15 protein-coding genes are annotated in these 18,988 nt (G+C 68.9%); 6 read left to right on the top strand and 9 right to left on the bottom strand.

Going from position 1 to position 18,988, the window contains the following annotated elements:
• Window positions 1–169 precede the first annotated feature (169 nt).
• The 4 genes from F7Q96_RS04325 (at window position 170) to F7Q96_RS04310 (ending at window position 4,902) form a co-directional block, all read left to right on the top strand.
• Window positions 170–1,630, top strand: a complete 1,461-nt coding sequence (locus tag F7Q96_RS04325) for a CoA transferase (RefSeq protein WP_151022172.1) — start codon at window positions 170–172, stop codon at window positions 1,628–1,630.
• A gap of 244 nt (window positions 1,631–1,874) precedes the next feature.
• Entirely contained in the window at window positions 1,875–2,846 is a 972-nt protein-coding gene (locus F7Q96_RS04320) for an NAD-dependent epimerase/dehydratase family protein (protein WP_151022170.1), read from the top strand.
• The gene (locus F7Q96_RS04315; protein WP_170265836.1) at window positions 2,843–4,249 is read left to right on the top strand and encodes a flavin-containing monooxygenase; all 1,407 of its coding nucleotides are present in this window, start codon (window positions 2,843–2,845) and stop codon (window positions 4,247–4,249) included. The genes F7Q96_RS04320 and F7Q96_RS04315 overlap by 4 nt, the downstream gene beginning before the upstream one ends.
• The gene (locus F7Q96_RS04310) at window positions 4,246–4,902 is read left to right on the top strand and encodes a TetR/AcrR family transcriptional regulator (RefSeq protein WP_053821243.1); all 657 of its coding nucleotides are present in this window, start codon (window positions 4,246–4,248) and stop codon (window positions 4,900–4,902) included. Before F7Q96_RS04315 ends, F7Q96_RS04310 begins: the two co-directional genes overlap by 4 nt.
• Before the next feature lie 27 nt (window positions 4,903–4,929).
• Here the strand turns inward: F7Q96_RS04310 and F7Q96_RS04305 are convergent, their stop codons facing one another.
• The 5 genes from F7Q96_RS04305 to F7Q96_RS04285 all read right to left on the bottom strand — a co-directional run bounded on the left by F7Q96_RS04305 (window position 4,930) and on the right by F7Q96_RS04285 (window position 9,580).
• A complete protein-coding gene (locus F7Q96_RS04305; RefSeq protein WP_053821244.1) occupies window positions 4,930–5,547 on the bottom strand; it encodes a pyridoxamine 5'-phosphate oxidase family protein in 618 nt (205 codons plus the stop codon).
• 97 nt (window positions 5,548–5,644) lie between these two features.
• Complete coding sequence (locus tag F7Q96_RS04300) at window positions 5,645–6,514, bottom strand: PhzF family phenazine biosynthesis protein (RefSeq protein ID WP_053821245.1); 870 nt, start codon at window positions 6,512–6,514, stop codon at window positions 5,645–5,647.
• A gap of 73 nt (window positions 6,515–6,587) precedes the next feature.
• Window positions 6,588–6,785: a hypothetical protein gene (locus F7Q96_RS04295; RefSeq protein WP_144425745.1), complete on the bottom strand. Its 198-nt coding sequence runs from the start codon at window positions 6,783–6,785 to the stop codon at window positions 6,588–6,590.
• 143 nt (window positions 6,786–6,928) lie between these two features.
• Entirely contained in the window at window positions 6,929–8,554 is a 1,626-nt protein-coding gene (gene ggt, locus F7Q96_RS04290) for a gamma-glutamyltransferase (protein ID WP_053821246.1), read from the bottom strand.
• 48 nt (window positions 8,555–8,602) lie between these two features.
• Window positions 8,603–9,580, bottom strand: a complete 978-nt coding sequence (locus tag F7Q96_RS04285) for a Bug family tripartite tricarboxylate transporter substrate binding protein (protein ID WP_053821247.1) — start codon at window positions 9,578–9,580, stop codon at window positions 8,603–8,605.
• Window positions 9,581–9,778: 198 nt separating this feature from the next.
• On the opposite strand from F7Q96_RS04285, the gene F7Q96_RS04280 reads away from it, so the two are divergent.
• Window positions 9,779–10,669 carry a LysR substrate-binding domain-containing protein gene (locus tag F7Q96_RS04280; protein WP_053821248.1) on the top strand — a complete coding sequence of 297 codons (891 nt, stop codon included), beginning with the start codon at window positions 9,779–9,781 and terminating at the stop codon, window positions 10,667–10,669.
• Window positions 10,670–10,742: 73 nt separating this feature from the next.
• Here the strand turns inward: F7Q96_RS04280 and F7Q96_RS04275 are convergent, their stop codons facing one another.
• Together F7Q96_RS04275 and F7Q96_RS04270 are read right to left on the bottom strand one after the other, a co-directional pair.
• A complete protein-coding gene (locus F7Q96_RS04275; protein ID WP_053821249.1) occupies window positions 10,743–12,245 on the bottom strand; it encodes a tripartite tricarboxylate transporter permease in 1,503 nt (500 codons plus the stop codon).
• 10 nt (window positions 12,246–12,255) lie between these two features.
• A complete protein-coding gene (locus F7Q96_RS04270; RefSeq protein WP_053821250.1) occupies window positions 12,256–12,717 on the bottom strand; it encodes a tripartite tricarboxylate transporter TctB family protein in 462 nt (153 codons plus the stop codon).
• 379 nt (window positions 12,718–13,096) lie between these two features.
• Here F7Q96_RS04270 and F7Q96_RS04265 point away from each other — a divergent pair, with 379 nt between their 5' ends.
• Window positions 13,097–14,815 carry a potassium/proton antiporter gene (locus tag F7Q96_RS04265; RefSeq protein WP_053821251.1) on the top strand — a complete coding sequence of 573 codons (1,719 nt, stop codon included), beginning with the start codon at window positions 13,097–13,099 and terminating at the stop codon, window positions 14,813–14,815.
• Here F7Q96_RS04265 and F7Q96_RS04260 read toward each other — a convergent pair.
• Window positions 14,812–17,673 (bottom strand): hypothetical protein, encoded by a 2,862-nt coding sequence (locus F7Q96_RS04260; RefSeq protein ID WP_053821252.1) that lies wholly within the window; start codon window positions 17,671–17,673, stop codon window positions 14,812–14,814. The two genes, F7Q96_RS04265 and F7Q96_RS04260, sit on opposite strands and share 4 nt — an antisense overlap.
• A gap of 206 nt (window positions 17,674–17,879) precedes the next feature.
• Window positions 17,880–18,908 (bottom strand): Bug family tripartite tricarboxylate transporter substrate binding protein, encoded by a 1,029-nt coding sequence (locus F7Q96_RS04255; protein WP_053821253.1) that lies wholly within the window; start codon window positions 18,906–18,908, stop codon window positions 17,880–17,882.
• Window positions 18,909–18,988: the final 80 nt, after the last annotated feature.

The raw sequence follows: 18,988 nt of genomic DNA, 5'->3' as shown, positions 1-18,988 counted from the left end.
CGGGTCGCGGCCGGCTTCAGGGCGAATTCGGATTCGGGGTAAGGATCGGCGCGGATTTGCGCCGGGCCAGCGTGCCGGCGTCCCGGAAGGCGCGGCATGTTGGCGGGAACCCGGGATTTTACCGTGCCGGCGCATCGGCCGCGCGCGCAATCGTCGGACGCGCGCTAGCATGGCGTTTCCGACCCCATCGTTCACGAGGAGCCCCATGCCATCTCCCGATCCCGCCGCCACCCTTGCCGCGCTGTGGCGCGCCACCGGCCTGCCCGAGGCCGCCCTCGCGCAGGCAACGCTGAGCGGCGCCGAACCGGTGCTGCCGTCATCGTTCGCGGTCGGCACTGCCGCGCAGGCCAGCGTGGCCGCTTCGGCGTTGGCGGCCGCGGCGCTGTGGCAGCAGCGCACCGGCCGCTGGCAGCAGGTCGCGGTCGATATGCGCCACGCCATCGCGGAATTTCGCAGCGAGCGTTATCTGCGCGTCGATGGCGGTCCGGCGCCGGAGCTGTGGGACAAGATCGCGGGCGCCTATCGTTGCGGCGATGGCCGCTGGGTCCGGCTGCACACGAACTTCATGCATCACCGCGACGGCGTGCTGCGGCTGCTCGGCTGCGCCAACGACAAGGACGCGGTGCAGGCCGCGCTGGGCAAATGGGAGGCGGAGGCCTTCGAGACCGCCGCTTCCGATGCCGGCCTGGTTGTCGCGGCGATGCGCAGCTTCGACGAATGGGACGGCCATCCGCAGGCCGCCGCGTTGCGCGAGTTGCCGCCCATCGTGATCGAGCGGATCGGCGACGCGCCGCCGATGCCCTTGCCGGACTTGCCGGCGCAGGACGCCCGGCCGCTGTCCGGCGTGCGGGTGCTGGAGTTCACCCGCATCATCGCCGGCCCGGTGGCCGGCCGCACGCTGGCCGCGCATGGCGCGGACGTGCTGCTGGTCACCGCGCCGCATCTGCCGTCGATCGCGCCGCTGGTGATCGACACCGGCCGCGGCAAGCGGTCCTGCCAGCTCGATCTGCGCGATGCCGACGACAAGCACACGCTGCACAAGCTGCTGCACGGCGCCGATGTCTTCCTGCAGGGGTACCGGCCCGGCGGCCTCGCGGCGCTGGGCTTCGGCCCCGAGGCGGCCGCGCGCGCCCGCCCCGGCATCGTCTATGTCTCGCTGTCGGCCTATGGCCATGTCGGACCGTGGGCCGGCAAGCGCGGCTTCGATTCGCTGGTGCAGACCGCGACTGGCTTCAACGACGCCGAGGCCCGAGCGGCCGGCAGCGACACGCCGCGTCCGCTGCCGGCACAGGTGCTCGACCACGCCGCCGGCTACCTGCTCGCGCTCGGCGCGATGGCGGCCCTGCACCGGCGCGCCACCGAGGGCGGCAGCTGGCACGTACGCGTATCGCTGGCACAGACCGCGCAGTGGCTGCGCGGCCTTGGCCGGGTCGACAACGGCCTGCAGGCGCCGGATCAGCGCATCGACGACATCAGCGACCTGCTGGAGGCCGTGCCGTCGGGCTTCGGCATGCTGACGACGGTACGGCACGCGGCGCAACTGTCCGAAACGCCGGCCCGCTGGGAACAGCCATCGGTGCCGCTGGGCAGCGACGCCGCGCAGTGGTTGCCGCGCGGTGGGGCGAAGTAAGGCGAGCCGCAATCCTGGTCGAACCTTGCCGACGGTGGCCCGTTGACGCGCGGCCGCCGTCCTTCGCTGCCGGCGTCCCGCCATGCCGCGCCATGGCCGAGACAAGCAGGGCCAGGCAGGGCCAGGCAGGGCGACCACCTCGATATTTTTTTGACGGGAGAAAACCTACCGAGTAGTATGTTTTTCCGACGAAGGCCCACCTTCGGCAAGAACGGCGACAAGAACGACAACAAGGAGACAGAGCATGCGGGTTCTGATCACGGGCGCGGCCGGCTTTATCGGCACCGCGCTGCAACGCGCGTTGATCGCGCGGCCAAGCCTGGCCGACCCCGGCGGCACGCCGCGCCGGATCGACGAACTCGTGCTGGCCGACCGCGCCGACGTGCCGCTGCCTGGGGACGCGCCGTGCCGGCGCACCGTGCTGCGCGGCGACCTGGCCGAGCCCGGCTTTGCCGCGCAACTGGCGGCGCTGGCGCCGGACAGCGTGTTTCATCTCGCGGCCAGCCTGACGCTGGAGGCCGAAGCCGACGAGCCGCGCGCCTATCGGCTGCATGTCGAGGCCCTGCGCGGGCTGATCGCCGGCTTCGCCAGGCCGCCCCGGCTGGTGCTGGCCAGCTCGATCGCCGTCTTCGGGGGAGACCTGCCCGAGACGGTCGGCGATGGGCTGCGCGCCGAGCCCGACACGACCTATGGCACGCACAAGGCCATTGCCGAGCTGCTGCTGGCCGACTACAGCCGCCGCGGCCGCGTCGACGCGCGCGCGTTGCGCCTGCCGGTCGTGCTGATCCGCGACGGCGCGCCATTGCCCGCGGTGTCGGACCGCATTGCCGCGATCGTGCGCGAGCCGCTGGCCAGCCGCGACGTCGTCTGCGGCCTGCATCCGGACACGCGGATGCCGGTAGCGTCGGCGCAGGCGGTCGCGCAGGCCTTGATCGCCATGCACGATCTGCCGGCGGACCGGCTGCCGCACGACAGGGCGCTCAATCTGCCGTCGCTGTCGACCACCGTGGCGCAGATGGTGGCCGCGCTGCGCCGCGTGGCAGGCGACGCGGCCGCGGCGCGCATCCGTTACGAACCGGACCCCGCGCTCCAGCGCGTGGTCGACAGCTGGCCGCGCACCTTTACCTCGGACAAGGCCAGCGCGCTCGGCCTGCATGCCGACGCCGATTTCGACGCGATTCTCGGCGCTTACCTCGACAGCAAGGGGACGGCATGAAGAACCCCGCGATCGGATTCCGCCGTAACGGCCCGCTCTCCACCAATGAACACGAGCGGCAGGCCGACGCCGCGATGCGCTTCGACGACCGGCTGTCGCCCGAGGTCGCCGCGCTGCCGGTCTGCATCGTCGGCGCCGGCTGTTCGGGCGTCACCGCCGCCAAGGCGCTGAAGGAGAAGGGCGTCGCCTTCGACTGCTTCGAACTGGGCTCGAAGATCGGCGGCATGTGGCGCTACGAAAACGACAACGGCATGTCGTCGGCCTACCGCAGCCTGCATATCGACACGAGCCGCACCAACCTGGGCTACTCCGATTTCCCGATCCCTGACCGGTATCCCGATTTCCTGTCGCACTACGAGGTGATCGAATATCTGGAAGCCTATGCCGAGCGCTTCGGCATCCCGCCGCATATCCGCTTCAACACGCGGGTGGAGCGCGTGGCGCCGGTCGGCGACGGCAGCTGGCGGGTCACGCTGGGCGACGGCAGCAGCCGGCGCTATCGCGCGGTGATCGTCGCCAACGGCCATCTGTGGGACCCGCGCTGGCCGAGCTTCGACGGCCAGTTTTCCGGCGAGCAGATCCATTCGCACCACTACCGCACCGCCGAGCCGTTCCGCGACCGCAACGTGCTGATCGTCGGCATCGGCAATTCCGCGGTCGACATCGCCGTCGATGTCTGCAAGTCGGCCAAGCGCACGTGGATCTCGACGCGGCGCAGCGCGTGGATCATGCCGAAATACATCATGGGCCATCCCATCGACCGCTGGTCCGCCTTCTTCGCACGGCGCCTGCATCTGCCGACACGCGTCACGCGCACGCTGGTGCGCTGGCTGGCGTATCTGGCCACCGGCGACCAGGCGCGCGTCGGCATTCCGCGGCCCCGCCACGAGATCTGGCGCGAGCATGCCACGCTGAGCCAGGAGCTGATTCCGTATTGCGGGCATGGCTGGATCCGCATCAAGCCGAACATCCGCAGGCTGGATGGCGACCACGTCGAGTTCGAGGACGGCACGCGTGAGGCCGTCGATGCGATCATCCACGCCACCGGCTACCGGGCCAGCTTTCCGTTTCTCGACCGGCAGGTGTTCGAGGTCGCGGATGGCAAGGCCGAGCTCTATCGCCGCATGATGCCGCCCGGCCGCCATGGCCTGTTCATGCTGGGGCTGGTGCAGCCGATCGGCCCGACGATTCCGCTGGTCGAGATCCAGGGAAAATGGCTGGCCGCGGTGCTGGCCAACGAGATCCGGCTGCCGGGCCGGGACGGCATGATGGCGGAAATCGATGCCCATCAGCGCTACGTATCGCGCCGCTTCGTCGGCTCGGCACGCTATACGCTGGAGGTGGACTTCCGCCGCTACGCCAGAGAACTGTTTCGCGATATCGCCCGGGGAGGGGCGGCATGACCCCCAGCAAGCAGGAAATCCTGATCCAGGCCGCCGAATGCTTCATGGAACAAGGGTTCCATGCCACCAGCATCGACGACGTCGCGCGGCGGCTCGGCGCGACCAAGGGCCGCATCTACCATCATTACGCGTCGAAGATCGACCTGTTCTTCGAGGTGCATCGCGAAGGCATGCGGCTGCTGTTCGAGGCGGTGGAGCCCGCGCGCAAGGTCGAGGGCGACGGCGTCACCGTGCTGGCGGCGATGCTGCGTGCGCATGCGGTCGCCGTGCTGGAACACCACACGTTCGAGAGCGTGGTGGCGCAGGGCGTGCAGATGCATCGCTTCGGCGCGACCACGCCGTCGCAGCGGCAGACGCTGGACGAGCTGATCGCCAGCCGCGACCGCTTCGAGCGTCTGTTCAAGGATCAGGCCGCGGCGGCAAGGCGCGATGGCTCGCTGGCCGCCGATGCCGATCTGTCGATCGCGGTGAAGACCTTGCTGGGCGGCATCCAATGGTCGCTGATCTGGTATCGCCCGGAGGCCGATGCCGACGAGCACGCGCGCGAGCGCCTGGCCGAGGCGATGGTGCGTACGCTGGTCGAGGGCATCCGCGCGCGGCCGGAGCGGGCCGCATCGACAGCCGGCAGGCGGGCGCGCGCGCCGGCAGCCTAGCGCGGCACGCCTTCGACTCGGCGCAGATCAGTACAGCGTCTGGCGGATCCGCTGCGGCAGCTCGGCGTCGTAGGCCCGGCCGTCGATGGCATCGCGGCTCAGCGTCGCCAGGATGGTGCCGGTGCTCGGCAACGCGCTGCGCGGAATCTGCGCTTCGGGCGACCACAGCCGCGAACGCACCAGCGCGCGGGCGCACTGGAAGAACACCGAGCGGATCGCGATCAGCAGCACGGTGGAGGGGGCCTTGCCGTCGACTGTGCACTGCGCGATCAGTTCCGGATCGGTCGAGATCGTCGCCGTGCCGGCCACGCGCAACGTCTCGTCGACGCCAGGCACGAGGAACAGCAGGCCGACGCGCGGGTCGGCGACGATATTGCGCAGGCTGTCGATGCGGTTGTTGCCGCGGCGGTCCGGCAGCAGCAGCGTGCGGTCGTCCAGCACCTTGACGAAGCCGGGCGCATCGCCGCGCGGCGAACATTCGGCCATGCCGTCGGCCACCGTCGACAGCAGGCAGAACGGCGAGGCCTCGACGAAGGCGCGATAGTGCGGATGCAGGTAATCGACTTCCTTGGCCAGCGAGGCCGGTGCGGGCTTGCCGTAGTGCGTTTCCAGGTCTGCCAGCGTGGCGATGGTGTGATCGGTCATGGCGGATGGGCGGTCGAGCGAGGTGGAGGAGTGGGGCGGCCGCGGGTTTGAATTTCCGACGGGTGGTCCGTTCGGGCGGTGCGCGGCATCGGCAAGTCTACAGCGTGACGGTGCCCCGGCCGATCTCGATCACGCGGCCCCCGACGCGGATCGCGCCCTCGCCATCTTCGACATCGACTTCCAGCCGCAGCCGGCAGGGCCGCTCGACCAGATCGCCCTGGGCAATCTCGTAGCGCGCCGGCAAGGCATGGCCGGTGGCGAGCAGCCAGCCGCCGAGATTCGCGCAGGCCGAGCCGGTGCCCGGGTCCTCGGCCACGCCGCCGCCCTGTTTGGTAAAAAAGTAGCGGGCGACCACGCACCCAGGCTGCTGCGGATCGAAGGCGAACAGATAGGCGGTCTTGCGGCCGAGGCTGCTGGCGGGCCAGGCGTCCAGGCGGCTGCCGTCGGGCACCGCGCGGCGCACGGCGTCGGGGCTGCTGAGCGGCACCAGCAGCTGATCGGCGCCGGTATCGACCCAGATCGGCGAGCCGGCCAGATCGTCGGCCCGCAGTCCGAGCAGCGCGGCGACTTCCGCATCGGGCAGTGGCGCCGGCGCGGTCTTCGGCTGGCCGCGATGCGGCGCGGTGAAGGTCCACACATCGCCTTGCGCGCGCACCGGCACGACGCCCGCCTTGAACTCGAGCGTCAGCGCATCGCCGGTGTTGCGCAGCGCCCGTACCGCGTGGGCGGTGCCCAGCGTCGGATGGCCGGCGAAGCGCATCTCGTAGCCGGGCGTGAAGATCCGCACCATCGCGTCGGCCCGCTCCGACGGCAGGATGAAGGTCGTCTCGGACAGGTTGAACTGCAGCGCCAGCGCCTGCATGGTGGCATCGTCCAGCCCGCGGCCGTCCTCGAACACACACAGGGGATTGCCGCCGAAGGTCGATTCGGCAAAGACATTGAGCAGGCGGAAGGCGTAGGTGGGCATGGCGGTGGAATCGTCGGGGACAGGCTGCCAGTGTAGGCGGATGGCACGTGAGAGCCATGTACAGTTAACGGCGTCACGGTCGGGCCAGTTTGGATGAACTCGCTTCCGCGAGATCGATTGACCTCGGTGCGCCGGCCGGAGTCTCGTCGATAGGCGAGGACGGAATAGCTTCGCCTCCGTGCAACTCCGGAATGAACTGCGCCAGCTTTTCCTCCAACGTCGAGGTGGTCTGCTTTGTCCCGCGTTGGACGGTGTTCGATTCCTGAGTCATGCCTGCTTCCTGGCGATGTTGGGGTCGACCAGTGTCGTGCGGTTGTAGAGCTGAATCTATCCGCTAACACGCAACAACCCCGCAAAAAGGAGAAAGCCGGCATGACCGGCTTTCTTTCCATCAAGACGCGAAAACGCGAAAACTCAGAACCCCACCGCCTGTCCGTCGCGACGGCTGTCGCTGGCGGCGACATAGCCGTGCTCGGGATCTTCCGACAGGCGCCAGATGAACTGGCCGGAGCCGAAGTCCATATACGGGTCCGCGACCGACTTGAGCTGGTGGCCGCGGTCCTTCAGGCCCGCAACGGTGGCCGGGTTCATCGTCGCTTCGACGTCCAGCGTGAAGTCGCGGTTGACCTTCCAGCGCGGCGCGCAGCAGGCGGCCTGCGGCTGCTGCTTGTAGTCGAGCATGCGCACCACGGTCTGCAGATGGCCCTGCGGCTGCATGTCGCCGCCCATCACGCCGAAGCTCATCACCGGCTGCCCGTCGCGCGTCATGAAGGCGGGGATGATCGTGTGGAACGGCCGCTTGCCGCCGGCCACCACATTGGGCGACTTCGGATCCATCGAGAAGCCGACGCCGCGGTTCTGCAGGCTGATGCCGGTGCCGGGCACCACCACGCCGGAGCCGAAGCCCATGTAGTTCGACTGGATGAACGAGATCATCATGCCGTTCTCGTCGGCCGCGGTCAGGTAGATCGTGCCGCCGACCTTCGGCATGCCGAAGTCGAAATGCGTGGCGCGCTTCATGTCGATCAGCCTGGCGCGCGACTTCAGGTAGCCGTCGTCCAGCATCTGCTCGGGCGTGACCTCCATGCTGCGCGGGTCCGACACGTAGCGGTACAGGTCGGCGAACGCCAGCTTCATCGCCTCGATCTGCAGATGCTGCGAGTCGATCGAGTCGACCGGCAGGCTGCCCACGTCGAAGTTGTCCAGGATGCCGAGCGCCATCAGCGCGGCGATGCCTTGGCCGTTGGGCGGAATCTCGTGGATCTCGTAGCCGCGATAGGACTTGCGGATCGGCTCGACCCAGTCCGGGCGGTAGTCGCGCAGGTCGGCCAGCGTCATCGCGCCGCCGCACTCCTTGCTGAAGGCGGCGATGCGCTCGGCGATCTGGCCCTCGTAGTAGTCGCGGCCGCCGCTGGCGCCGATGCGGCGCAGCGTTTCCGCGGCGGCCTTCATCACGAACTTCTCGCCGGTATGCGGCGCGCGGCCGTTCGGCATGAAGGTGTCGGCGTAGCCCGGCTGGTCCTTCAGGTCCGGCACCGCGGCGGCCCACTTGTGCGCGACGATCGGCGGCACCGCATAGCCGCGCTCGGCGATCTCGATCGCCGGTTCCATCAGGTCGGCGAACGGCAGCTTGCCGAAACGCTCGTGCAGCGCGGCCCAGCCGGCCACCACGCCCGGCACGGTGACGCTGTCCCAGCCGCGGATCGGCCGTTTTGCCAGCCCGTTGCCTTCCTCGCCGTACTTGTTGCGGAAGTACTCGGGATTCCAGGCGGCCGGGGCCACCCCCGACGAGTTCAGGCCGTGCAGCTGCTTGCCGTCCCACAGGATCGCGAAGGCATCGCTGCCCAGGCCGCACGAGACCGGCTCGACGATGGTGATCGCGGCAGCGGCGGCGATTGCCGCGTCGATCGCATTGCCGCCCTTGAGCAGCATGCGCAGGCCGGCCTGCGCGGCCAGCGGATGCGAGGTCGATACCACGTTGCGCGCAAACAGCGGAATGCGCACGGAGGGGTAGGGATTGGTCCAGTCGAAGGTCTGCATGGCTTGTCTCTTGGCGTTGCCGTGATGGCGGCTATGGTTGGCTGCCGCTTATTCCGCGGTGATGTTGCGGTCCTTGATCAGTTTGCCCCAGCGGGCGCTTTCCTTGCCGACGATCGCCGCGAACTGCGCGGGCGTGCCGCCGACCGGCTCGGCGCCGAGCTTGGCCAGCCGTTCCTTGACCTCCGGCGCCTGGATCGCCTTGTTGAACTCGGCGTTCAGGCGCGTCACCAGGTCGGCCGGCAGGTTCTTCGGGCCATAGATGCCGAACCAGGTCTCGCTGACGAAGCCGGGCAGGCCCGATTCGCCGACGGTCGGCACGTCCGGCACCAGCGACGAGCGCTTCGCGCTGGTCACCGCCAGCGCCTTGAGCTTGCCGTCGCGCACGTGGGGCAGGGCGGTGACGATGCTGTCGAACAGGATATGCACCTTGCCCGAGATCAGATCGGCGATCGACAGCGCGGTGCCCTTGTACGGAATGTGCGTCAACTGGACGCCGGCCTGCGCGCTGAATGCCTCGGCCATCAGGTGGACCACGGTGCCGTTGCCGCTGGACGCGTAGTTCAGTTCGCCGGGATGCGCCTTGGCATAGGCGATCAAGTCCTTCACGCTGTTGACCTGCAGATGGTTCGTCACCACCAGCAGGTTGGTCGCGCTGGCGACCTGGCCGATCGGCGTGAAATCGGTCTGCACGTTGTACGGCAGCCGCGGGTGGATATGCGGTCCGATCGAATGCGTGCTGCTGGTGGCCATCAGCAGCGTGTAGCCGTCCGCCGGGGCCTTGGCGGCCATGTCCGAGCCGATCGCGCCGCCCGCGCCGGGCCGGTTGTCGACCACGACCTGCTGGCCCAGATTGGCGCCGACCTTCTGCGCGATCGCGCGCGCCAGCAGATCGGTCGCGCCGCTGGCGGGGAAGGGCACGATCAGGCGGATCGGCTTGGCGGGATAGCTCTCGGCCAGGGCGGGCGCGGCGGCGAAGGCCAGCGTCGCCGCCAGGCCGGTGCCCAGCAGGCGCAGCCAGGATGTCATCGTTCAATCTCCGTGGACGTTGTCGGGTCGGTGCCGGCGGACCGGCCGATGCCGCATTATTCCGTGCAGCTTTACATAATGAAAGCTAATATTTCTTTCTTTTCCCTCAAGTTTCGCTTAAGGCCCCGTTTCAGTCCGCGCATCCAGTTTCGTTGAAGGCGCGCTCGACGTCCGGCGCTGATCGCTTCCCCATCCGTTATGAGCACCATCCGCTTCCTTCGTACCTTCGTTGCGGTCGCCGAGCACGGCTCCTTTGCCGCCGCCGCGGGCCACGTCGCGCTGACCCAGGCCGCGGTCAGCCTGCAGATGCGCGCGCTGGAGGGCGAACTGCGGCGCGAGCTGTTCGATCGGACCGGGCGCGTGGTCGTGCTCAACGCGGGCGGGCGCGAGCTGCTGCCGCGCGCGCGCCAGCTGCTCGCGCTGTACGACGAGATGCGCGCCGCGCCGGAGACGCCCGAGGCGATGGCGGGCGCGGTCGCCGTCGGCGCGGTGGTGTCGGTGATGGGCGGCCTGTCGCACGTGGTGGCCAGCATGAAGACCGAGCATCCGGCGCTGGACGTGCGGCTGGTCGGCGCCAAGTCGATCGAGCTGGCGACGCTGGTCGAAGCCGGCGAGCTCGATGCGGCCATCGTGGTGGAGGGCCCGGGACGGCTGGCGGGGGCGCTGCGCTGGACGCCGCTGTATCGGGAGCCGCTGGTGGCGATCGCCGCGGCCGGCAGCGCCGCCGCGGACGCGCGCCAGGCGCTGGCGGGCCAGGCGTTCCTGCGCTTCGACCGCACGCAGCTGACCGGCATGCTGGTCGAGCGGGCCCTGCGGCGCGCGCATCTGCGCGTCAACGAATTCCTCGAGCTCAATTCGATCGAAGCGCTGGTCGAGCTGGTGCGGCAGCAGGTTGGCGTGACCGTGGTGCCGCTGCTGCAGCGGGCGCGCTGGCGCGACGACGAAGCGTTGCGGGTGCTGCCGCTGGAGGCGGGCGGCGAGCCGGTATGGCGCACCATCGGCATGCTGGAGCGGCGCGATCATTCGCGCCGGCACATCACCGAGGCGATCCGCGCGGCGTGCGCCGCGCTGTTCTGCGAGCCGCGCTAGCGCTGTCGCCGGCATCGGCCAAAAAAAACGGGGTGCCGGCCGGCACCCCGTTCTGCATCTGCGTCCTTGCTACTTATTCTTCCTGGAACGCTTCCTCGCGCTTGGCCTTGATCGACGGCAGGGCGACGATCAGCACCAGGATCGCGGCGGCGATCAGCAGGCTCAGCGACAGCGGACGGGTGAAGAACACCGAGAACTCGCCACGCGAGAGCAGCAGCGTGCGGCGGAAGTTCTCTTCCATCATCGGTCCGAGCACGAAGCCGAGCAGCAGCGGCGCCGGTTCGCACTTGAGCTTCAGGAACAGATAGCCCACCACGCCGAAGGCCGCGGTCTGGAACACGTCGAAGGTGGTGTTCTGGACCGAGTAGACGCCGATACAGCAGAACGTCAGGATGGCCGGGTACAGGAAGCGGTAGGGCACCTTCAGCAGCTTGACCCAGATGCCGATCAGCGGCAGGTTCAGGATGATCAGCATCAGGTTGCCGATCCACATCGAGGCGATCAGGCCCCAGAACAGCTGCGGGTTGCTGGTCATCACCTGCGGACCCGGCTGGATGTTGTGGATCGTCATCGCACCGACCATCAGCGCCATCACCGCGTTGGGCGGAATGCCCAGCGTCAGCAGCGGGATGAAGGAGGTCTGCGAGGCGGCGTTGTTGGCCGATTCCGGACCCGCCACGCCTTCGATCGCGCCCTTGCCGAACTCGTGCGGATACTTCGACGACTTCTTCTCCAGCGTGTAGGCCGCGAACGAAGCCAGCGAGGCGCCGCCGCCCGGCAGGATGCCCAGCGCCGAGCCCAGCACGGTGCCGCGCAGCACCGCCGGGACCATCCGCTTGAAGTCTTCCTTGGTCGGGAACAGGCTGGTGATGTGGTCGGTGAAGGTCTCACGCTTTTCGCGTTGCTCCAGGTTCGCGATGATTTCCGCGAAGCCGAAGATACCCATCGCCACGGCCACGAAGTTCAGGCCGTCGGTCAGTTCCGGCACGTCGAACGAGAAGCGCGCCGCGCCCGAGTTCACGTCGGTGCCGACCAGGCCGAGCAGCAGACCCAGCACGATCATCGCGATCGCCTTGACCAGCGAACCCGAGGCCAGCACCACGGCGCCGATCAGGCCCAGCACCATCAGCGAGAAGTACTCGGCGGGGCCGAACTTGAACGCCAGTTCCGACAGCGGGGCGGCAAAGCCGGCCAGGATCAGCGTGGCCACGCAGCCGGCGAAGAACGAGCCCATGCCCGCAGTCGCCAGCGCCACCCCGGCGCGGCCGCGCCGCGCCATCTGGTAGCCGTCGATCGTGGTCACCACCGACGACGATTCGCCCGGCAGGTTGACCAGGATCGCGGTGGTCGAGCCGCCGTACTGCGCGCCGTAATAGATGCCGGCCAGCATGATCAGCGCGGCCACCGGCGGCAGCGTGTACGTGATCGGCAGCAGCATCGCGATGGTCGCGAGCGGGCCCAGGCCCGGCAGCACGCCGATCAGCGTGCCGAGCAGGCAGCCGAGGAAGGCGTAGGCCAGGTTCTGGAAGGTCAGGGCGGTCGAGAAGCCGATGCCCAGGTTGGTTAGCAGTTCCATCTGGCGCTCCTTAGCCGGTAATGAAGGCCGGCCACACCGGCATCTGCAGATTGATGCCGTAGACGAAAGCGCCCATGCTGATCAGCACCAGGATGATGGTGTTCAGGATGGCGCCGCGCCACGTGAACTCGTGGCTGGCCATCGACGACACCAGTACCAGCACGATCACCGACAGCACCATGCCCAGTGGCTTGAGCAGCAGGCCGAACAGCACCACCGAACCGAGGATCCACAGCAGCAGCTTGATATCCCAGCGGGCCAGCTCGTCGCTCTCGCCCTTGCTGGACAACGATCCGATCAGCACCAGCACGCCCAGCAGGGCGAGCACGACGCCGAGCCAGAACGGGAAATACCCCGGACCCATCTTCGCGGCGGTTCCCATCGAATAGCCGCGAGCGACCCAGGAAAAGCCGAATCCGACCAGGATGAACATCAGGCCGGAGGCAAAGTCCTTTTGGCTACGTATGCGCAAAATGATTCTCCTCGATTTGACAAAACTGGTGCTTGCGGTGCTGCGAGCCGCGCGTCGATGGCGCTGGTCTCATGGTGTCGCGACGGGACGTTGCAGCGTTTGTGCGGTGCAACGAAACCGCGCGCGGCACCCTCCCCGTCCGCAGGCAGGGGGAAGGTAAGGGCGCCACCTTTCAGCGACCTTTCAGATGTCTGCAAACTTGGTCAATGTGAGGGTATCTCCCTAGGTCCCCGCCGATGCCGCCCGACCGGTCGTACCGGCGGGCGGTGCCGTGGACCGCGGCGGTGCCGTCATGGCAGTCGGCTATCATCGGCGGCGCCGCGGCGCTCATGCCGCGCCGCCGTCTCCCCCTGTTCCACCGTTACTTGCAAGGGCCAGTTTGGAAAGCATTGAACACGTGATCCTGATCGGCGCCGTGGTGATGTCGCTCGGCATCGTCGTCGGCGCCTTCTCTGCGCGCATCGGCGTGCCGTTCCTGCTGGTATTCCTGCTGGTCGGGATGCTGGCCGGGGTCGACGGTCCGGGCGGCATCCGCTTCTCCAATACCTGGCTCAGCTTCCTGGTCGGCAATCTCGCGCTGGCGGTGATCCTGCTCGATGGCGGACTGCGAACCCAATACGCGACCTTCCGCGTCGCGTTGCGGCCATCGCTGGCGCTGGCCACCGTGGGCGTGCTGCTGACCACCGGGCTGGTCGGCCTGTTCGCGGCCTGGGTGCTGGAGATCGACTGGAAGCTCGGCCTGCTTCTGGGCGCGATCGTCGGCTCGACCGACGCGGCGGCCGTCTTCTCGCTGCTCAACAGCAGCGGGGTGCGCCTGAAGGAACGCGTCGCGAGCGTGCTCGAGATCGAATCGGGCATCAACGATCCGATGGCGATCTTCCTGACGCTGACGCTGATCGAGTGGATCCATGCGCCGCAGGGATTGACGGGCGGCGCGCTGCTGTGGCGGCTGCTGGTGCAGTTCGGCGTCGGCGGCGCCCTGGGCCTGGCGCTCGGCTATTGCCTGGCCAATGTGCTGGAGCGCATCCGGGTCGCCGAGGGCCTGCAGGCGATCCTGCTGTGTTCGGGCGGTGCCATGGTCTTTGCGATCGTGCAGAGCGCCGGCGGCAGCGGCTTCCTGGCCGTCTATCTGACCGGCATGCTGATCGGCAACCGCGACCGCGCGGTCAGCCCCGACGCGATGCGGGCGATGGACGGCATGGCGTGGCTGGCGCAGTCGGCGATGTTCCTGCTGCTGGGCCTGCTGGTGACGCCGCACCGGATCTGGGACGTGGCGGTGCCGGCGATGGCGGTGGCGCTGTTCCTGATGCTGGTGGCTCGTCCGCTGGCGGTCTGGATTTCCCTGCTGCCGTTCCGCTTCAATGCGCGCGAGAAAGGCTTCATTGCCTGGATGGGACTGCGGGGCGCGGTGCCGATCGTGCTGGCGCTGTTCCCGCTGCTGCAAGGCATGCCCGATGCCGGCCTGTTGTTCCGTATCGCCTTTGCCGTGGTGCTGGCCAGCCTGCTGCTGCAGGGGACCACGGTACCGCTGGCCGCGCGTCTCGGTCGCGTGCTGCGGCCAGCGTACCCCGAGCCGCTGGCGCGTGAACGGCTGCACGGCACCCGCGCGCCGGCGATGGACCTGATGCAGTTCGAGGTCCAGCCCGACTCGGCGGCGGCCGGCGTGCGGGCGGATCGGCTGGAATTGCCGCCGCGTTGCCGCCTGATGACGGTGGCCCGCGACGACGCGCTGCTGCCGCCCGAGCAGGCCGTGCTGCGGGCCGGCGATACGGTCTCGGTGCTGGGGCCTGCGAGCAGCATGCCGACGCTGGCCAGGTTGTTCAGCACGCCCGAACGGGCGCCGGTCTGGCAACAGGTGCCGCACGACTTCGTGCTGTCCGGCGACGCGCTGCTGCGCGATGTGGCCGGGCTGTACGGCACGCGCGATCTGACGCCGGGCGAATATCCGTCGACGCTCGAGGCTGCGATGCTGAACGCCTTCGCCACCCCGCCGGTGGAAGGCGATACGGTCGAGATCGCGGGGCTGAACTTGACCGCGGTGCGCATGGAAGACGGCCGGATCCTGCAAGTCGGGTTGAGGCTGCCGCGACGGGTTTAGCGCAGTGCGCCCATATTGACCAGTTGACGCACGGTCCAGCCGAGCACGGGCGGCAACTTGCCGCGATAGAGGTCGAGCGCGATCTTGCTGCCGGCCGAGGGCTTGCCGCATTGAACCTGCAGGCGGATCGGGTGGGACGGGCCGAAGGGAGCTGGCTTGGCGATATCGCGCGTCGAGGCGGCCGTCTCCATGCCGGCGATGCGTATCGTCGAAACGACCCATTGCAGCGAGTGGGCCAGCGCGTCCAGCGCTCGGTGCACCGCCTGGAGATCCTCCCGGTATGGCGCGACCGCGGCGTCCGGCAGATCGGCGGTGTGGTCGAGCGGGACAACGTGCTCGCGCCGGATCCGGTCGATCAACGGCAGCGCATTGGCTGCCGCCTCGCGCAGTTCCAGCGCCTGTCGGCGCGTGGCGTGGTTTGCCTCGAGTTCGCCGTCGTGGTTCATCGACGCCAGCCAGCCCGGCAATTTCGCACTCGCGCGGTCCAGCACGTCGCAGACGGTTTCCAGCATGCCGGGCCTGGACCGGCTGCCTTCGAGCGCGTCGCGCAGTGCCCGCTCGATATCCCGCTTGACATTCCCCATCTGCGCCGCCGATTGCCGGCGCAGCTGCTCGATTTCCGCGTCCAGGCGATTCTCCAGCGCATTGGCGGTGTCGCCCAGCGCCATCGAGGCATGCCGGTCGGCCAGGTCCCATTGCTGCCGCAAGCTGTTCGCGAGCGCGCCCTCGCCATCGTTGCCCCAGTCGGCCGGGCCCTCGCGGCCGGCGCCGTCCGTATCGGGCTCGTCAATGCCGTGGTCCGCCATCCTGGCCCGATGCTGGTCGCGCAGGCTGGTCCACTGCTGCAGCGAGTCGTCCAGCCTGCGGGCCGCCCTGACTGCAAGCTGCCCTTCCTGCCGCGCGAAGTCTTGCACCCGCCTGGCCTCGAGGCGCCGATTGTGCGCGTTCATCAGCCGGCCGGTAATGTGGACGCTGGCCAGGTCGAGCAGCGTCGCGGCCATCGCGCCGGCCGGCACGCTGGCGGTCCAGCCCGAGAGTTCGGGGAACAGGCCGCGCAGTTCGTCGAGCCGGGCTTCGGCCACCAGCATGTCGCGGCGCACCTGCTCCATGACCTCGTGCCGTGCGCGCAGGTACGACTTGATCGCGGGAAACATGACGCCGATCACATCGGACGGGCCAAGCTCGGCGTTGCGGATACGGTCGTGCAGCGCATGTACGCCGGCCTGCCAGCGTGCCTCCAGCGGGATCGCCGGATAGCAGCCGCGCCGATGCGACGCGTGCCCGTGGTCTTCGGCAAAGTCGTCGAGCAGGGCGGCAACGTTGTCGCAGATGGCGGCGATCGGCCAGCGTTCCCGGAAGAAGCGCGCGAACAGCTTGCGCGCGCCGTTCAGCATGGGCCGATGGTTCAGTGCCACGGCTTCGCTTTCGCCGGCTTCGAGCGCGGCGGACAGCCATTGGAAGTCGCTGCTGTCGAGTTCGCCCCGTGTGGCTTCGTCGAACGGATACCGATCGCTGGCGCGCACCAGCGCGGCAATGGCGGCGGCGCGATCGTGCCCATGGCCGAGGTCGTGCAGATATTGCAGATTGCGGGCGGCGAGAAACTGGCGCAGGCAGGCGGGGGCCGACAATTTCGCGTCGACGACGCGCAGCAGTCCTGATTCGTCCATCCGTTCGCCGCGCGCGGTATGGCGATCGACTTCCTGCTGTACGGCCAGGCACAGGCCCTTGACCAGATCGGCTCGGATCAGGTCGCGCTGCTTCTGCACCGCCAGGTTGCCGTCCAGCTGCGCGCGCGCATGGCTGCGGCGCTGCATCAGCGAGCGGATGTGCGTCGCGTCCTGACTCAGCGGGCTCAGCGCCAGCTCGCCATCGCAACGGCGCAGCACATCGTGCAGCTCGCGCTCCTTCAGCGCCGCGAGCAGGCCGGTGCGGGTGGCCAGCAGCTCGGCCAGCATGTCGTCGGCGTCGTCGCCGGACTCGCGTGCCGACCGGGACCGCTTTTCCGCGATGTCCGCTTCGTTCTGCTTCAGGTCGCGCACCAGCTCCCCGTGCTTCAGGTCGGCCAGCAATCCCGCGACCGCGGCCTCCCGGTCGCAGGCCTTGCGTTCACTGGGACTCATCGCCGCCTGCTGGATCGGCCCGGTGCGCAGACGGCGGTCGTATTCGCGCAGCCATCGGTCGCGCCCCGCCAGGTTGTTCGGGCTCGCCAGCTCGGGGGCGCAACTGGCCAGCGTGGACAGCAGCACGGCGGGATCGCGCTGGCGCGGCCGTGTGGCTTGCGCCTGCAGTCCAAGCTTGAGTTGTTCGGCGACGTAGGCGCGGGTGGCCGGCAACGGGCAGGCGGCGCCGCTGTCGGCGGTGTCGCCGAGCCCGAGGCTGATGCCATCGAGCATCGCGTACAGCGGCGTGGCCGCCGCCGAATTGGCGGCCGGGGTCAGCAATTCGGCATAGAGCCGCTGATTGGCGCGATGCACGGACAAGGTACAGCGGAACAGCTGGAACACCTGCAGCAGCGCCGCGTGGGAAAGATAGCTGCCGCGCTCGATACGGTCTGCGATGGTCAGGCCCGATGCGCGATCGCCGGGCAGGGCCAGGCTGGCGCGGCACAGGCGCTCGCGTACCGCGGCGCCGCCCCGGCTTTCGAACGCGGCGATCAGCGCGCGCCATGACGCCCGGTTGCGTGCGGCGTCGGCGCTGGTCTTGCCGATACGGAAGATCCGGTGAAGCCCGGCGCGCAGCGCCATGGCGAAACTGCTGCCGAGCTCGAGCCTGCCATCGGCGCCGCACTGCACGTGACAGCCGCCGTGCCAGGCGGCAGGCGGCAGCGGCATGTCGAAGTCGATATGGCTGGCGGTCATGATGTCTCCCCCCGAGGGCGTTTCGATTCGCGATCGGCTGGCGGTCGCGTGGCTCACGATAAGGGGGAAGGCGATGTCCCGGCATGCGCAAACATTGTCAAATCGGTCCGCGCGGCCATCTCGATGTCAACAAAGGAAACGGCCCGCCGCCCATGACGGGCGGCGGGCCGCAATCGCGCCGGCCGGGGAAGGCCGGGCCGATGTCGTCAGTCGACCTTCGCGCCCGAGGCCTTGACGATCTGCGCGTACTTCTTCAGTTCGCGCTGCACCAGCGCGCCGAACTGTTCCGGCGTGGTCGGCGCGGGCTGGGCGCCGATACGGGCCATGCGGGCCTTCATCTCGTCGGTCTTCAGGATCGCGACGATCTCGCGATTGAGACGGTCGACGACGTCGCGCGGCACGTTGGCCGGCGCGAACACGCCAAACCACGTCGAGATGTCGAAGCTCTCCAGGCCCAGGCCCTTGCCCGCTTCGGCGATGGTCGGCAGTTCGGGCACGGCGCTGGCGCGCGCCGGCGTGGTCACGGCGAAGGCCTTGAGCTTGCCGGCCTTGATATTGGCGCTGGCCGAGGCCAGGTTGTCGAAGATCAGGTCGGTCTGGCCGGACAGCACCGACAGCTGGGCCGGCGCCGCGCCGTTGTACGGGATATGGACCATGCTGACCTTGGCCAGGCTCTTGAACAGTTCGCCCGACAGATGGCCGGCGCTGCCGTTGCCGCCCGAGGCGTAGTCCAGCTTGCCCGGGTTCTTGCGCGCATATTCGACCAGGTCGCGCACCGACTCGATATGCAGTTCGGCGGCCTTGCCCGGGTGCATCACCAGCACGTTGGGCACGTCCGCGACCAGCGTGATCGGCGTGAAATCCTTGACCGGGTCGTAGGGCATCTTCGCGAACAGCGTCGGGTTGATCGCGTGCGTCGCGACCGCGCCCATCACGATCGTGTAGCCGTCCGCCGGCTGGCGGGCCACGTAGTCGGCGCCGAGATTGCCGCCGGCGCCCGGCCGGTTCTCGATGACGACCGGCTGGCCGAGCGAGTCCTTGAGCTTGTCGCCGATCGCGCGCGCGACGGTATCGAGCGGGCCGCCGGCCGGATAGGGCACGACGAAGCGGATCGGTTTGCTCGGCCAGGCGGCGGCAGGCGGTTGCGCGGCCGCCGGGGCGGCGAACAGGGCGGCGCCGACGGACGCCACGAGGGCGGCCGCGGTCAGCGCGTTGGCGGCGAAGGTCTTGAACATGGTAGCCAGTCAGCAGGTTGGGAATCGGCGGGCGCGGCGGGTCCGCCGGCGCCTCGTATTGGTTTCGTATCGGTCTGGGT

This window comes from Cupriavidus gilardii (assembly GCF_008801915.1).
Classification (GTDB): domain Bacteria; phylum Pseudomonadota; class Gammaproteobacteria; order Burkholderiales; family Burkholderiaceae; genus Cupriavidus; species Cupriavidus gilardii.
Note: the sequence above shows the minus strand (reverse complement) of the source record. Positions and strands in the feature narration are given on the sequence as shown.

What these genes read in the sequence shown, in the direction of transcription:
- F7Q96_RS04325 (WP_151022172.1), top strand. Translation starts at nt 170, where the DNA reads ATGGCGTTTCCGACCCCATCGTTCACGAGGAGCCCCATGCCATCTCCC.
- F7Q96_RS04320 (WP_151022170.1), top strand. Translation starts at nt 1,875, where the DNA reads ATGCGGGTTCTGATCACGGGCGCGGCCGGCTTTATCGGCACCGCGCTG.
- F7Q96_RS04315 (WP_170265836.1), top strand. Translation starts at nt 2,843, where the DNA reads ATGAAGAACCCCGCGATCGGATTCCGCCGTAACGGCCCGCTCTCCACC.
- F7Q96_RS04310 (WP_053821243.1), top strand. Translation starts at nt 4,246, where the DNA reads ATGACCCCCAGCAAGCAGGAAATCCTGATCCAGGCCGCCGAATGCTTC.
- F7Q96_RS04305 (WP_053821244.1), bottom strand. Translation starts at nt 5,547, where the DNA reads ATGACCGATCACACCATCGCCACGCTGGCAGACCTGGAAACGCACTAC.
- F7Q96_RS04300 (WP_053821245.1), bottom strand. Translation starts at nt 6,514, where the DNA reads ATGCCCACCTACGCCTTCCGCCTGCTCAATGTCTTTGCCGAATCGACC.
- F7Q96_RS04295 (WP_144425745.1), bottom strand. Translation starts at nt 6,785, where the DNA reads ATGACTCAGGAATCGAACACCGTCCAACGCGGGACAAAGCAGACCACC.
- ggt (WP_053821246.1), bottom strand. Translation starts at nt 8,554, where the DNA reads ATGCAGACCTTCGACTGGACCAATCCCTACCCCTCCGTGCGCATTCCG.
- F7Q96_RS04285 (WP_053821247.1), bottom strand. Translation starts at nt 9,580, where the DNA reads ATGACATCCTGGCTGCGCCTGCTGGGCACCGGCCTGGCGGCGACGCTG.
- F7Q96_RS04280 (WP_053821248.1), top strand. Translation starts at nt 9,779, where the DNA reads ATGAGCACCATCCGCTTCCTTCGTACCTTCGTTGCGGTCGCCGAGCAC.
- F7Q96_RS04275 (WP_053821249.1), bottom strand. Translation starts at nt 12,245, where the DNA reads ATGGAACTGCTAACCAACCTGGGCATCGGCTTCTCGACCGCCCTGACC.
- F7Q96_RS04260 (WP_053821252.1), bottom strand. Translation starts at nt 17,673, where the DNA reads ATGACCGCCAGCCATATCGACTTCGACATGCCGCTGCCGCCTGCCGCC.
- F7Q96_RS04255 (WP_053821253.1), bottom strand. Translation starts at nt 18,908, where the DNA reads ATGTTCAAGACCTTCGCCGCCAACGCGCTGACCGCGGCCGCCCTCGTG.